Below are 14,255 nucleotides of genomic sequence, written 5' to 3'. Positions count from 1 at the left end.
TCTGTGGTGGTGCTGAGTATGTCACGGGGTCACTCGCCCGACGGCCGGGCTCACAGGCCGAGCCCGTCGAGAATCGGCAGCTCGGCTCGGGCCGCGGCCTTCGCTTCGCTCGGGCTGCGCGCCGCAAGTGCGCTGCGGGCGATCTGCTGTGCCTGGTCCAGGGAGACACCGGACAGCACCTCGGCGACGGCAGGCAGAGCTCCGGGCGCCATGGACAGGCTGGTGACTCCGAGGCCCACGAGCACGACGGCCAATGCCGGATCGGCCGCGGCCTCTCCGCACACGCCCACCGACTTCTCCGCCGCAGCACCTTGGGTAGCAGCCAGGCCGATGACCTGCAGGACTGCCGGCTGCCACGAGTCGCTGAGTTCGGCCAGGCCTCCGAGCATGCGGTCGGAGGCCATGACGTACTGGGTGAGATCGTTCGTGCCGATGGACGCGAACTCGACTTCCTCGAGGATCGTGGCCGCCTGCAGCGCCGCCGAGGGAACCTCGACCATGACACCGGCGGTGGGGAGTCCTGCCGCACGAACGAGGTCTGCGAACTGTCGGGCCTCCTCGGCGGTGGCGATCATCGGAGCCATGACGTGGACGGTCACCGCATGCCTTGAGGCGGCGAGCGCGATCGCCTCGAGCTGACGTTCGAGGACGCCCTGAGCCCGGCGACTGGTCCGGAATCCGCGTACGCCCAGGGCCGGGTTCGGTTCATCGGCGTCGGTGAGGAACGGCAGAGGCTTGTCGGCTCCGGCATCGAGGGTGCGCACGACAACCTTGTGATCATCGAAGGCTGCGAACACCTGCCCATAGGCCTCGGCCTGCTCCTCGACGCTGGGTTCGGTGTCACGATCGAGGAAGCAGAACTCGGTGCGCAGCAGACCGACGCCTTCGGCACCGGCGGCTGCCGCTGCCCGTGCCTGAGCGCCGTCGCCGACATTCGCACGCAGCGGAATCCGGGTGCCGTCGCTCAGGAGACAGGGTCCGGTGAACGACTGCAGACGGCCGGCCGTCTCCGCCCATGCCTCGACGAGGCCGGTCTCCGTCGCTCCGGGTTCGGTGCGCAGGACTCCGGCACCGCCGTCGACGAAGACGGGTGTGTGGTCGGTGATCTCGCGGACGCCGGCGGCTGCGACCACGGCGGGAATGCCCAACGACCTGGCGAGGATGGCCGTATGGCTCTGCGGTCCACCCTCTGCGCAGACGAGTCCGACGACCAGCTCAGAATCCAGAGTTGCGGTGTCGGCGGGAGCGAGATCCGTGGCGATGAGCACGAAGGGCTCGGCCGCGTGTGGAATGCCGGGGGCCGGCACTCCACGCAGATGGGCGACGAGGCGGGCGCGGACATCGAGGACGTCGGCTGCGCGTTCGGCCATATAGCCGCCGAGCTTCTCAAACTGTGCAGCGGTCTCCGCGGCCACCGTCCAGATCGCGGTCTCCGCGTCGGTGTCGGACAGGCGTCTGATCGCCGTCTTCACCAGAGTGGGGTCCTTGGCCATGAGGGCGGTGGCCTTGAGCACGTCGCGGGCGTCCCCGGTGACGGATTCGGCGCGCTCACGCAGTTCGGCGTGGACGGCGGCCGAGGCCTCTCGGATCCTGTTCGCCTCAGCTTCGGGATCAGCCGGGGCGGGCTTCGCCACGGGTGCGGACACGGGGTCGGGCATGGTCAGCGCCGGGGCGATGACCCGTCCGGGTACGACTCCGATGCCTGAGAACTCTGCGGACATCCCCATTCCTTCCTGTCTTGCCTCGTCGGTGAGAGCGGTCAGACTCGTGTGGCGTCAGCGTTCGACGATACCGGTTCGGCCTGCTGAGCCTCACCGGCCGAACCGGATCCGGTGGTCGAACCGGTCGACGCGGCTGCGGTCGTCGCCGGTGCGGACCGGTCGGCCGCCTCGGCGAGGCCTGCCGCTCCGCCCTTGCGGACGAGGATCTTGAGCGCGAGCACCAGCACGGCGCTGATGATCGTGCCGACGACGACGGAGAGCAGGAACAGCAGGAACGAGTCGATGGCGAAGAAGACGAACACGCCGCCGTGCGGGGCCTGGCTGGTGACGGAGAAGGCCATCGTCATGCCGCCCGTGACGCCGGCACCGACGACCGAGGCAGGGATCACGCGCAGCGGATCGGAGGCGGCGAAGGGAATCGCGCCTTCGGAGATGAACGCGGCGCCGAGCAGCCAGGCGGCCTTTCCATTTTCCTTCTCCGCCTGGGAGAAGATGCGTGGACGGACGGCGGTGGCCAGCGCCATGGCCAGGGGCGGAACCATTCCGGCGGCCATCACCGTGGCCATGATCTCCCACGGCACGGGGTTGTCGACGGAGCCTGCGGCGAGGCCGGCGACGGCGAACGAGTAGGCAACCTTGTTGACGGGCCCGCCCAGATCGACGGCCATCATCGCGCCGAGGATGAGCCCGAGGACGACGGCGGCGGTTCCGGTCATGGAGCTCAGCCAGCTGTCGAGGCCCTTGGTCAGGGCGCTGATCGGTCCGCCGAGGACCATGAACATCAGGCCCGAGGAGACGAGGGAGGCCACCAGCGGGATGATCACGACGGGCATGAGTCCGCGCAGCCACCTCGGTGCGGCGAAGGAGCCGATCCAGTGGGCGATATAGCCGGCGAGGAGTCCGCCGATGATGCCGCCGATGAACCCGGCGCCCATGAGCACGGCGACGGCGCCGACGGTGAAGCCGGGAGCGATTCCGGGGCGGTCGGCGATGCCGTAGGCGATGTATCCGGCCAGGGCGGCGACGAGGAAGCTCATCGACAGGTTGCCGATCTGGAAGGCCACGGCGCCCAGGTAGGCGCCGACGGGTCCGAGTGCCAGGTCACCGTATTCGGTGGGCAGGTTCCACAGGGAGTTGCCCAGAACGATGTCCTCGGCGTAGTCGGGGATGTCGAATCCGCCGAGGAGGAACCCCAGTGCCATGAGCAGTCCGCCGGCGGCGACGAAGGGGATCATGTAGCTGACACCGGTCAGCAGTACGCGCTTGAGGTGGGCGCCGATGCTTTCGCGAGAGTTTCCTGCCGTGGACGATTCGTCGTCGGCGGCGGCGTGAGCGGCGGCCAGCCTGCGGCCGTTGGGAGCGTCCGCCTCGGCGAGGGCCTTCGCGATGAGGCCCTGCGGATCATCGATTCCGGCCTTCACCCGCACTTGCACATAGGGTTTGCCGGCGAACCGCGGCTTGTCCCGGACGTCGACGTCGACAGCGAAGACGACGGCGTCGGCGGCATCGATGACGGACTGGTCGATCGGAGTCGTGCCGCTCGAGCCCTGGGTCTCGGTGACGACGTCGATACCCATCTCGGCTCCGGCCTGGACGAGGGCGTCGGCGGCCATATAGGTGTGGGCGATTCCCGTCGGGCAGGCCGTGACGGCGACGACGCGGCGGGGCTGGTCGGTCGAGGAGGCGGCTGCTGCGGTGGGGGCCGCAGCGGCGGCGGTGGATGCGCCGGTGGGGGTCGACTCGGTGCTGGTCGACTCTTCGGGCGTCTCGCGTAGGCCGAGGGCGGTTTCGACGAGGTCGACGACTTCCTGCTCGGTCGTCGCCGCGCGCAGGGAGGCGACGAAGTCCTTCTTCACCAGCGACCGCGCGAGTTTCGACAGGAGCTTGAGGTGGTCCTTCCCGGCGCCCTCGGGGGCGGCGATCATGAACACGAGGTCGGCGGGGCCGTCCTTGGCACCGAAGTCGACCGGCGGGTTCAGTCGCGCCATTGCGAGGCTGGGTTCGGTGACCGCCTCGGTGCGGGCGTGCGGGATGGCGATGCCGCCGGGAACGCCGGTCGGGGTCTTCTCTTCGCGGGCGATCGCCGCGTCCGCCAATCCGTCTGCGGAGTTCGCGCGGCCCTGTTCGGCGATCGTGGCGGCCAGAGCGCGGATGACAGCGGACGACTCCGTCCCCTGATCCGCGTCGAGGACCACCAGGTCTGTTGTGATGAGCGATGTCATCGTGCCTCCTCGGCTTCGGGGGCTGCGCCCTCGTGTCGGTGGGAAGTGTCGTCGGTATGCGTGCCTGCAGGCACCGTTGCCGGTGTGTCCAGTGACGTCACGGTCACCGCGTCGGTCCGGGCGTCCGCCGGGCTCGGCACTCCGGTGCCGCGCAGACGGGCGGCTGCAGCTCCGTAGGCGACGGCTCGCGCCAGGGCCGCAGCGGGTTCACGGCCGCCGGTCAGACCCAGCAGGTACCCGGCAAGAGTGGAGTCGCCCGCGCCCACGGTGCTCACGACGTCCGTAGGCGGATGCTGGGCATGCCAGGCAGCGTCCGGCTGGGCGAGCACTGCGCCGCCGGCGCCCAAGGTCGCAAGGATCGACCGTGGGCGGGGGCCGCGCGCGTTGAGCAGGGTCGATGTGGCGCGAGCCGTGAGCTGCGGTGAGGACTCGAGGCGGTCGGCGATCGTGTGCAGTTCGGCGGTGCCGAGGGATTCGACGGCGTCACGTGGGTCAGAATCGTCCCGGAGACCGGAGGCGTGCAGGAGGCCGGCAGCGTTGAGGAGCTCGGCAAGTTCTTCGGCGTTGGGTTTGATGAGATCTGGTGAGGCCATCAGGGCCGCAGCCAGAGGAGCACCGGAGGTGTCGACGGCGATCAGCGGCGGACGATCAAGCTGGCGGATACGTTTGATCGCGCGGGCGTAGAAGTCATCGTCGACTCCTGGAGGCAGCGAACCGGCCAGGACGACCCAGCTCGCACCGACTGCCTGCTCGGCCACGAGATCGAGCAGTTCGTCCTGAGCCTGCGGGCTCAGAGGCGAGCCTGGTTCGTTGATCTTCGTCGTCGTGCCGTCGGGTTCGGTGACGGTGATATTGGACCGCAGCGGCGTGCCGGTGGGAACGGAGCGATGAGCCAGTCCGATCGCGTCGAGTCCGGTGAGCACCGGGTCGTCGATGTCTCCGGGCAGGACCGCCAGGGTGTCACGGTCGGCGGCCGCCACGGCACGGGAGACATTGACTCCCTTGCCGCCGGGCTGCTGTCCGGCCCAGACGGCGCGCTGCACCTGGCCGCGGAGAACGGGGCCGGGCACTTCGATGGTCCGGTCGAGGCTGGGGTTGGCGGTGAGGGTGAGGATCATGGAGTGACGACCTCGACTTCCGCAGTCTCCAGATCGGCCGACAACGACTCTTCCGGCGCGTCATCGGTGATGAGGACATCGATCTGGTCGAGTTCCGCGAACCGCACCAGAGAGATGGCATCGAACTTCGCTGAGTCGGCGAGCACGGCGACCCTGCGTCCGGATTGCACGAACGCTGACTTCGTCGCCGCCTCGTCATGGTCGGGCGTGGAGACGCCGTCGCCGGTGAGTCCATTGGTGCCGAGCACCGCGAGATCCACTCGATGGCCCTCGATGGCCGTGATCGTCTGCGGTCCGACCATGGCCCGGGTGACCGGGCGGAACCGGCCGGGGAGGACGAAGATGTCGACGCCGGGCGCTCCGGCCAGGCTGTCGATGGCGGACAGGGAGTTCGTGATGACGCGCAGTTGTCGCGGTGCCTGTCCGGCGACGAGGCGGCCATGGGCTTCGTCGGCGATCGCGCGAGCGAAGGCCGCACAGGTCGTGCCGCCGTCCACGGAGATGCTCATCGTCTCCTCCAGCAGGCTCAGCGCTGACCGGGCGATCGCTGTCTTCTCATCGAGGTTATGGATCTCGCGGTCGTCGAAGGCCGGCTCTTCGAGGCTGTGGGGACGGCAAGGCACCGCTCCCCCGTGGACGCGCTGGAGGGCTCCGGCCTTTTCGAGGGCGGCGAGGTCGCGTCGAACGGTTTCCGTCGTGATGTCGAAATCGGCGGCCAGATCGGTGACATTGACCCGGCCCGCTTCGCTGACGAGCTCAGCGATGCGTCGTTGCCGTTCTTCAGCGAACACGTCCGGCCTTTCCCTTCGCACGGCTCATCGTCATACGGACGAATAACCACGTGGTTATCTGTTGGTTTGAACGATCTTAGGACTCTATTCACGCACCGTCAATCACATTCCAACATCTTTCCAATTATTCCCACATCACCTAGTGGTCGACCCGGCAAGGCGGCTCGGCCGAGGCGGCGAGATCGATGAATGACGAGTGCCCCGGAACTCAGCGTTCCGGGGCACTCGTCATTCACGGTCGGGGTGGGCCACCTCGGCGATGGGATCAGCGGACCGGGTAAGCCGCCTCGGTGATGGGATCAGCCGTCGGTCATTCAGCTGCCGATGCGTTTGTACGCCGAGGAATCGGCGTTGTCGATCGTCGAGTGTTTGCGGTTGTCGTGCATGAAGGCCACGGCGACGAAGCCGACGATTGCGATGACGACGACGTAGACGGCGAACCAGGTGCCGATTCCAGCGTTGCGGAACCACAGCGCGACGTATTCGGCGGAGCCGCCGAACAGCGAGTTGCCGACCGCATAGGTGAAGCCGACGCCGATTCCGCGGATGTGGGCCGGGAACATCTCGGCCTTCACGATTCCGGAGATCGAGGTGTACATGCTGATGAACGCCATGGCGATGACGATGAGGATGCCTGCAGTGAGGACGGAATCGGCCTTGCCGATCATGCCGAGCAGCGGGATGGGCAGCGCGATCATGCCGATGACGAAGATGAGCATGTTGTTTTTACGGCCGATCTTGTCCGAGATCTTGCCCGCGATGGGCTGCATGACGACGAAGATGAGCAGGCAGATTGTCATGAGGTCAGCGATGGAGCCTTTGTTGAACACGGCTTCGCCCGGGGTGCCTTCGTTCTGCAGCAGCAGGAACTTCTGCATGTAAGTGGTGAAGACATAGAAGACGAGCGATCCGACGCTGGTGATGCCGAGGACGACGAAGAAGGCGCGCGGGTGGCGCAGCACTTCGCGGAAGCTGCCGAAGTTCTCGTCCTTGCGGGTGTCCGCCGAGGTCGTCTCCTCGAGTCCGCGGCGCAGCCACAGGGAGACGATCGCGGCGGCAGCGCCGATGGCGAAGGGCAGTCGCCACCAGCCGGCTTCGATCTGGTCGGTGCCCAGAGTGTGGGTCATGATGACGGCCAGCAGGCTGGCCAGCAGCTGGCCGCCGATGAGAGTGACGTACTGGAAGGAGGAGTAGAAGCCGCGTTTGCCTTCGGTGGCGACCTCGGACATGTAGGTGGCGGTGGCGCCGTACTCGCCGCCGACGGCCAGCCCCTGGATCATGCGCACGATGAGCAGCAGGATCGCGGCCCAGGAGCCGACGACCGCACTCGTGGGCAGCAGAGCCATCATCAGCGAACCGGCGCACATAAGCAGAATGGAGATGAGCATCGAGTTCTTGCGCCCGAGGCGGTCGGCGGCGCGACCGAAGATGTAGCCGCCGATGGGACGCATGAGGAAGCCGACGAAGAAGACGCCGGCAGCCTGCATCAGTGACAGTGCTTGGTTGTCAGCGACGAAGAACTGGTCGGCGAAGTAGACGCTGAAGAAGGCGTAGATGTAGAAGTCGAACCATTCGACGAGGTTGCCCGAAGAGGCAGCCATGATGGCCTTGACCGTCTTCCATTCCGACTTCTTCTGCGCTGGGGTCTCACCGGCTTCTGCCTGGTCGAGATGCGTATTCTGATCTGTCAATGCTTCTTCTTTCTCACTCGTACGCGGCGCACGCAGCGCCCAGGTCACCTTACTGCCGAGTCAATCGAACTGACGATTCAGTCAGTAATTGAGATTTGGGGTCGGAGGCCCGATTCCGCGGGGTTTTCGCACGGTTTTCGCGCGGTTACAGAGCAGAAGTCGCTCGATGCTGACGATCCCGTACCTGGTGAGGTGAGGAAGATCTCAGTCGAAGCTCCCCGTTTCCCTCGTCGCAGAGTGAGCTGCCGCCCGTCCGAACAGGGCGGATATGCTACTAATTGAGAGAGCTTCGTCCAATGTCGCACCAGGAGAGATCATGACAATCCTCGTCGGTTATTCCCCCTCGCCCGAAGGCAAGGCCGCTGTCGAATTCGGCATCGAGCAGGCCCGCGCATTCGACGACGTCCTCGTCGTGCTCAATGCCGGAATCGGTGAGACCCCCGACGAGCGCGGCGTCGCCACCAGCAAAGACATCGAGGAACTCAAGGAGACGCTGAAGTCTTCCGAGGTCTCCCACGAGATCCTTCAGTTCCTCCGCGGCAATGACCCCGTCGAAGAGCTTCTGGCCCTGGCCGAGGCGACCGCCGACACCCGCATGATCGTCATCGGATCACGCCGCCGCTCCCCCGTGGGTAAGCTCATCATGGGCTCGACGGCCCAGCGCATCATCCTCGACTCCGACGTCCCCGTCGTCTCCGTCAAGGTCGATCGCCGGAAGAAGAAGTAGCCTGCGGCGAAGGACTCCCAGCGCCGCGCCTGAGGTCCTTCAGTCCCCTGCGATGGCGGCGACGAGGGCGTCGACGTCCTCTCGTGTCGTGTCGAAGGCGCACATGAGGCGGACGATGTTCTTCTCCAAGGGCCAGTCCGCGAAGGCGAACTTCTGCCGGGCCCGGGCGGCCACCTCGGCGGGCATGCGGACGAACACGACGTTCGACTCGACCTTCTGCACGATCTCCAGTCCGGGGACACGGCCGCTGCCGGCCACCTCGGCGAGTCTCTCATTGAGATACTGAGCCATCTCGTTCGACCGGGTGGCGGAGGTTCGCCACAGGTCCCCTTCGTACAGGGCGTTCAGCTGGGCGGAGAGGAAGCGCATCTTCGAGGCCAGCTGCAGGTTCATCTTGCGCAGGAACCGCAGTCCCTGGCCGATCTCCGGGTTGAGGACGACGACCGCCTCAGCGCCGAGCAAGCCGTTCTTCGTTCCGCCGAGGCTGACGATGTCGACTCCGGCCGCGGTCGTGATGTCGCCGAGGCCGACGCCGAGGTGGGCGGCCGCGTTGCCGAGTCGGGATCCGTCGATGTGGAGGATCATGTCGTTCTCGTGCGCGGTGGACGCGATCGCCGCGATCTCGTCCGGGGTGTAGGTCGTGCCCCATTCGGTGGACTGTGAGATGCTCACGGCCAGCGGCTGCGCATTGTGCTCGCTGCCGCGGCCGATGATCGCACCTTTGATCGCCGCGGGGGTGAGTTTGCCGTTCTCGGTGGCGGTGCCGATGATCTTGAGTCCGCCGACCTTCTCCGGTGCCCCGGTCTCGTCGTAGTTGATATGCGCCGAGGCGGCTGTGATCACCGCCGCCCACCGCGGCAGCGCCGACTGCAGGGCGAGGACGTTGGCGCCGGTGCCATTGAAGACGGGGAACGCCTGAGCCTCGGGCCCGAAATGGTGGGCCATGATGTCGTAGAAACGCTGCGTCCACGGGTCGCCGCCGTAGCCGGGCGTATGGCCGACGTTGGCCTCGGCAATGGCCGTGATGACCTCGGGGTGGACCCCGGCCCAGTTATCGGACCCGAAGTTGCGCGGGTGCGCCTCGGGGCTGGGGTCGACAGGTGGGGCTGCGGTGCCGGTGTCGGGGAGAAGGTCCGCGGGGTTCGTCGACTGCGCTGTCTGATCAGATGTCTGAGAGTTCACGATCCCAGCCTAGACCCTCCGCAGGGCCCTGACACGACGGTCCGCGCGACGTCAACGGAGCTTCAGACGCCCCTCCTGCGGGCAATAACGGCTTCAAAATGCATACGCAGATCATTCGTGCGCGGCAATCACACTTTGAACCAGTTGCAGGGCTCTGCGCCGCCCCAACCGACCGAAACGCACTGCGGCCCGCCTCCGTTTGTGGAGGCGGGCCGCAGTGTGGTTCGGATCAGTGCCGGTCAGGCGCTCACCCGATGCGGGAGTGCTCGACTCAGCCGAGGAGTCCGCGCATGAGCTCGGCGGTCTCGGTCGGGGTCTTGCCGACCTTGACGCCTGCAGCTTCGAGGGCTTCCTTCTTGGCCTGAGCGGTTCCCGAGGAGCCGGAGACGATGGCGCCTGCGTGGCCCATGGTCTTGCCCTCGGGAGCGGTGAAGCCTGCGACGTAGCCGACGACCGGCTTCGTCACGTTCTCCTTGATGAAGGCTGCTGCGCGCTCTTCGGCGTCTCCGCCGATCTCGCCGATCATGACGATGGCTTCGGTCTCCGGGTCGGCCTCGAATGCTTCGAGCGCATCGATGTGCGTGGTGCCGATGACCGGGTCTCCGCCGATGCCGATGGCGGTCGAGAAGCCGAGGTCACGCAGTTCGTACATCATCTGGTAGGTCAGGGTGCCGGACTTCGAGACGAGGCCCAGCTTGCCCTTCTTCGTGATGTTGGCCGGGATGATGCCGGCCAGCGACTCACCGGGGGTGATGATGCCCGGGCAGTTGGGTCCGATGATGCGGGTGGCGTTTCCGGCCGCCTGCGCACGGGCCCAGACCTCTGCCGAGTCCTGCACCGGGATGCCCTCGGTGATGATGACGAGCAGACCGATCTTGGCGTCGATGGCCTCGATCGCGGCGTCCTTGGAGAACGCCGGCGGCACGAAGGCCACGGACACGTCGGCACCGGTGGCTTCCATCGCCTCGGCGACGGACCCGAAGACGGGGAGTTCGACCTCGTTGCCGGCCTGGTCGTTGTGCTTCACGGTGGTGCCGGCCTTGCGGGCGTTGACACCGCCGACGACGTTCGATCCGGCGGCGAGCATGCGGGCGGTGTGCTTCGAGCCCTCTCCGCCGGTGATGCCCTGGACGATGATCTTCGAATCGGAATTCAGGAAGATAGACATTGTTGTAAAGACCTTTCCTTACTTGGCAGCAGCCAGTTCGGCGGCCTTGTCGGCTCCACCGTCCATCGTGTCAGTGAGCGTGACGAGCGGGTGCGCGGCCTTCTGCAGGATGGCGCGTCCCTCTTCCACGTTGTTGCCGTCGAGGCGGACGACGAGCGGCTTGGTGGCCTGGTCGCCGAGGATCTCGAGGGCCTTGACGATGCCGTCGGCCACGGCGTCACAGGCTGTGATTCCGCCGAAGACGTTGACGAAGACGGACTTCACCTGATCATCGCCGAGGATGACGTCGAGTCCGTTGGCCATGACCTCAGCCGAGGCGCCGCCTCCGATGTCGAGGAAGTTCGCGGGCTTGACGCCGTTGTGGTTCTCACCTGCGTAGGCGACGACGTCGAGGGTCGACATGACCAGTCCTGCGCCGTTGCCGATGATTCCGACCTCACCGTCGAGCTTGACGTAGTTGAGGTCGAGCTTCTTGGCCTTGAGCTCCAGCGGGTTCTCTGCGCTGATGTCGCGCAGCTCCTCGTGCTCCTTCTGGCGGAAGTCGGCGTTGTCGTCGAGCGAGACCTTGCCGTCGAGAGCAATGATGTCACCGGCACCGGTCTTGACCAGCGGGTTGACCTCGACCAAGGTGGCGTCTTCCTTCTCGAAGACGGTCCACAGGCTGGTCAGAACGGGGGCGACCTTCGCGGCGGTGTCGGCATCGAAGCCGGCCGCCTCGGCGATCTCTGCTGCCTTGGCATCGTTGATGCCGTCGATGGCGGAGACGGGGATCTTGGCGAGCGCTTCCGGACGTTCCACGGCCAGCTGCTCGATCTCCATGCCGCCTTCCTTCGAGCACATGGCCAGATAGGTGCGGTTGGACCGATCGAGGAGGACGGAGAAGTAGTACTCCTCAGCAATGTCGGCACCCTCGGCGATCATCACCTTTTCGGTGATGTGGCCCTTGATGTCGAGTCCCAGGATGTCCTTGGCGCGAGCCTCGGCTTCATCGGGGTTCTTGGCGACCTTGACGCCGCCGGCCTTTCCACGGCCGCCGATCTTGACCTGCGACTTGACGACGACGACACCGCCGCCAAGATCTTCGGCTGCCTTCTTCGCTGCTTCTGGCGTCGTCGCGACCTGGGCCTTGAGCACGGGCACTCCGTGCTTCTCGAACAGGTCACGTGCTTGATACTCGAAAAGATCCACGTGTTTTCCTTCGTTTCTGCTGCCGGGTGGTTGGCCCCTGCAGGTTCGTTGACGGATGCAACAACCAAGGACAACCATATTCCCAAACGCACCCGTCCATCCAAACCTGCAGGTTAAACGGACCCTGAGAGTAAGGAATCTCTCGTCAAAAAGTATCTTTGCGCTCAAGATTCTTGATATGGACGTAAAATCGATTCATGGACGAAGTGGATCGAATAGTCGCAGCCTGGCGACGTGAGCGTCCGGATCTCGACGTCTCCCCGATGGAGATCCTCTCCCGAGTCTCGCGGCTGGCCAGGCAGTTGGACCTGGCACGGAAGGCGAGCTTCTCCGATTACGGAATCGAGGGATGGGCCTTCGACGTGCTCTCCGCCCTCCGCCGAGCCGGTGAGCCCTATCAGCTCTCCCCCTCGACCCTGTTGCAGGAGACGCTTGTCACGAGCGGCACCATGACCAATCGCATCGACCGCCTCGTGGCCCGCGGATGGGTGGAGCGTCGCCCCGATCCGGGTGATCGCCGCGGAGTGCTCGTCCACCTCACCGACAGCGGCCGCGCCACCGTCGACTCTGCCCTGGCGGACCTGCTCGTGAAGGAGCGCGAGATCCTCAGCGGTCTCACCCCCGCCGGCAGTCGCAAGCTCGCCGGACTTCTGCGCGAGCTGTCCACCGGCTTCGACGGCAGCGAAGACTGAACCCACTCCGAGCACAGTCACACCTGCCCAACCACAGACACGGACACACGAAACCCACCCGAACCCCGACGACGAGGACCCAGCCATGAACGACGACCTCACGAATTTCACCGGCGCACAGCCGCCTCGGCGAGAGCCCATCCACGGTCATTACGTCGATCTCGAACCCCTGGATCCTGCCGTCCACGGCGATGATCTGTTCGCTGCGGTCTCAGTTGCTGACGGGATCGAGGAGCGGTTCCGCTACCTGCCGCAGTCTCCGCAGACCGAACGCAGCGACTTCGATACCTGGATCGCCGAGGCGGCCACGTCGTCCGATCCCCTCTTCTTCGCCGTCGTGGACCGATCCACCGGTCGAGCCGAGGGGCGGCAGGCACTGATGCGCATCGACACCGCCAACGGGGTCATGGAGATCGGTCACATCCTCTGGGGTCCGGCCCTGCGGCGGACGCGAGCAGCCACCGAGGCGCTCTCCCTCTGCGCCGATCTCGCCTTCGCCTCCGGTTTCCGCCGGTTCGAGTGGAAGTGCGATGACGCGAACGTCCCGTCGAAAGCGGCCGCCGAACGCTTCGGGTTCACCTTCGAAGGAGTGTTCCGACAGCACGTCGTGTACAAGGGCCGCAACCGCGACACCGCGTGGTTCTCGATCATCGACAGCGAATGGCCGGCGCTGCGATCGGCGTATGAGCAGTGGCTCGACGAAGCGAACTTCGATGCCGCGGGCGGCCAGCGCCAGAGCCTGCGCGAACTCATCGCCGCACCACGCCGCGGCTGAGGCAGCAGGGTCGGGCGCCGCGGTTGGGCGGCCGGCCTGTGACGTCAGGGTCAGTGCGTCGCACCCCGGCGCAGAAGTCTCGCACCTGCGCTGCTTTCACCGCCTCGCCGCGCGTCCACCCGGGCTCGGACCGTCCCGCGCATTACGCTGGAAGCGACACCACTTGGACGCTGAGACACCTCGAGGAACCATGCGACTTCGCCCCCTTGCCCTGCTGTCCGCCGCAGCACTGCTGGCCACGACGACGGCCTGCGTGTCGACTCCCGATGAGACCCGACCCCAGCCGCGCCCCTCGGTGAGCAAGGAGGAGGTCACCCCGATCGAGACGCCAGACGATGCACCGAAGGTGTCCATCGTCGATTCCTCGCCAGGTGGGGCGAAGGACACCGACCCGCTGTGGCAGGGCCTCGCCGAGGCGGCCGAGAAGAAGACCGAGGCCTACCTCAAGGTCTACGTGCACACCGGCAACCCGGAAGTCCCCGACTCCGGCGAGACGACCGTGACCGCCGACAGCCCCGACAGCGTCAGCGTCACCGTCGATGCGAAGAACGTCGACGACGGTGCCTCCCCGTTCCTGCTCATCCACGGCACCTTCGAGGTCGAAGAGATCGGCAACTCGGCTTACACCCTCAAGACCGTCGATGACGAAGACATCCCCGAGCTCGACCCGAAGGGCCCGGATGACGAGAAGCGCTGCACCGCCGATGATGCCCAGGACCGCATCGGCCTGGCCGCCGACGACCTCGCCGAAGATCCCGGTCGTCGCGAGGAGTTCCGCCAACAGTGGGGCGGTTCGCCGCGCGTGTGGTGGGGCATCCAGATGACCGCTATCAGCCTCGGCGAAGAGGGCGGAGTCGCCGGCGACTACCTCACTGAAGCCTGCGGAGAGTTCCTCCAGTAATCTCTGGGCACTCCTCGCCTCGCCTCGGTGCGTGTTAAGTGTGCGCAGATTGCCACTCTGAAGCCCGTTTTGGGCAATC

General features: G+C 66.2%; 12 protein-coding genes. 4 read left to right on the top strand and 8 right to left on the bottom strand.

The window, feature by feature from the left end:
• Positions 1–50: 50 nt before the first annotated feature.
• The 5 genes from ptsP to KTJ89_RS11010 form a co-directional block, all read right to left on the bottom strand.
• The gene (gene ptsP / locus KTJ89_RS11030) at positions 51–1,721 is read right to left on the bottom strand and encodes a phosphoenolpyruvate--protein phosphotransferase (RefSeq protein WP_259357758.1); all 1,671 of its coding nucleotides are present in this window, start codon (positions 1,719–1,721) and stop codon (positions 51–53) included.
• 38 nt (positions 1,722–1,759) lie between these two features.
• Entirely contained in the window at positions 1,760–3,943 is a 2,184-nt protein-coding gene (locus KTJ89_RS11025) for a PTS fructose transporter subunit IIABC (protein ID WP_259357757.1), read from the bottom strand.
• Complete coding sequence (locus KTJ89_RS11020) at positions 3,940–5,061, bottom strand: 1-phosphofructokinase family hexose kinase (RefSeq protein ID WP_259357756.1); 1,122 nt, start codon at positions 5,059–5,061, stop codon at positions 3,940–3,942. The genes KTJ89_RS11025 and KTJ89_RS11020 overlap by 4 nt, the downstream gene beginning before the upstream one ends.
• The gene (locus tag KTJ89_RS11015) at positions 5,058–5,852 is read right to left on the bottom strand and encodes a DeoR/GlpR family DNA-binding transcription regulator (protein WP_259357755.1); all 795 of its coding nucleotides are present in this window, start codon (positions 5,850–5,852) and stop codon (positions 5,058–5,060) included. The genes KTJ89_RS11020 and KTJ89_RS11015 overlap by 4 nt, the downstream gene beginning before the upstream one ends.
• A gap of 314 nt (positions 5,853–6,166) precedes the next feature.
• A complete protein-coding gene (locus tag KTJ89_RS11010) occupies positions 6,167–7,543 on the bottom strand; it encodes an MFS transporter (protein ID WP_259357754.1) in 1,377 nt (458 codons plus the stop codon).
• Positions 7,544–7,859: 316 nt separating this feature from the next.
• On the opposite strand from KTJ89_RS11010, the gene KTJ89_RS11005 reads away from it, so the two are divergent.
• A complete protein-coding gene (locus tag KTJ89_RS11005; protein WP_139468937.1) occupies positions 7,860–8,270 on the top strand; it encodes a universal stress protein in 411 nt (136 codons plus the stop codon).
• Between the two features lie 39 nt (positions 8,271–8,309).
• Here the strand turns inward: KTJ89_RS11005 and KTJ89_RS11000 are convergent, their stop codons facing one another.
• The 3 genes from KTJ89_RS11000 to sucC form a co-directional block, all read right to left on the bottom strand.
• On the bottom strand, positions 8,310–9,452 hold the full coding sequence (locus tag KTJ89_RS11000; RefSeq protein WP_259357753.1) for a threonine aldolase family protein: 1,143 nt from the start codon (positions 9,450–9,452) through the stop codon (positions 8,310–8,312).
• 271 nt (positions 9,453–9,723) lie between these two features.
• Positions 9,724–10,620, bottom strand: coding sequence for a succinate--CoA ligase subunit alpha (sucD, locus tag KTJ89_RS10995; RefSeq protein ID WP_139468939.1), 897 nt, complete (start codon positions 10,618–10,620; stop codon positions 9,724–9,726).
• Between the two features lie 18 nt (positions 10,621–10,638).
• Complete coding sequence (sucC, locus tag KTJ89_RS10990; protein ID WP_139908545.1) at positions 10,639–11,808, bottom strand: ADP-forming succinate--CoA ligase subunit beta; 1,170 nt, start codon at positions 11,806–11,808, stop codon at positions 10,639–10,641.
• 197 nt (positions 11,809–12,005) lie between these two features.
• Between sucC and KTJ89_RS10985 the strand changes: the two genes are divergently transcribed.
• From KTJ89_RS10985 to KTJ89_RS10975, 3 genes are all read left to right on the top strand, one after another.
• Entirely contained in the window at positions 12,006–12,500 is a 495-nt protein-coding gene (locus KTJ89_RS10985; protein ID WP_139908546.1) for a MarR family winged helix-turn-helix transcriptional regulator, read from the top strand.
• A gap of 85 nt (positions 12,501–12,585) precedes the next feature.
• A complete protein-coding gene (locus KTJ89_RS10980) occupies positions 12,586–13,275 on the top strand; it encodes a GNAT family N-acetyltransferase (protein ID WP_259357752.1) in 690 nt (229 codons plus the stop codon).
• Positions 13,276–13,465: 190 nt separating this feature from the next.
• Positions 13,466–14,176, top strand: coding sequence for a hypothetical protein (locus KTJ89_RS10975; protein ID WP_259357751.1), 711 nt, complete (start codon positions 13,466–13,468; stop codon positions 14,174–14,176).
• Positions 14,177–14,255: the final 79 nt, after the last annotated feature.

Source organism: Brevibacterium sediminis, from assembly GCF_024895295.1.
Classification (GTDB): domain Bacteria; phylum Actinomycetota; class Actinomycetes; order Actinomycetales; family Brevibacteriaceae; genus Brevibacterium; species Brevibacterium sediminis.
The sequence above is the reverse complement of the archived record's forward strand: the minus strand, read 5'-3'. Positions and strand labels throughout refer to the sequence as shown.

Coding starts and splice junctions, on each gene's coding strand:
- KTJ89_RS11005 (WP_139468937.1), top strand. CDS start 7,860: ATGACAATCCTCGTCGGTTATTCCCCCTCGCCCGAAGGCAAGGCCGCT.
- KTJ89_RS11020 (WP_259357756.1), bottom strand. CDS start 5,061: ATGATCCTCACCCTCACCGCCAACCCCAGCCTCGACCGGACCATCGAA.
- KTJ89_RS11025 (WP_259357757.1), bottom strand. CDS start 3,943: ATGACATCGCTCATCACAACAGACCTGGTGGTCCTCGACGCGGATCAG.
- KTJ89_RS10985 (WP_139908546.1), top strand. CDS start 12,006: ATGGACGAAGTGGATCGAATAGTCGCAGCCTGGCGACGTGAGCGTCCG.
- ptsP (WP_259357758.1), bottom strand. CDS start 1,721: ATGTCCGCAGAGTTCTCAGGCATCGGAGTCGTACCCGGACGGGTCATC.
- sucD (WP_139468939.1), bottom strand. CDS start 10,620: ATGTCTATCTTCCTGAATTCCGATTCGAAGATCATCGTCCAGGGCATC.
- KTJ89_RS10980 (WP_259357752.1), top strand. CDS start 12,586: ATGAACGACGACCTCACGAATTTCACCGGCGCACAGCCGCCTCGGCGA.
- KTJ89_RS10975 (WP_259357751.1), top strand. CDS start 13,466: ATGCGACTTCGCCCCCTTGCCCTGCTGTCCGCCGCAGCACTGCTGGCC.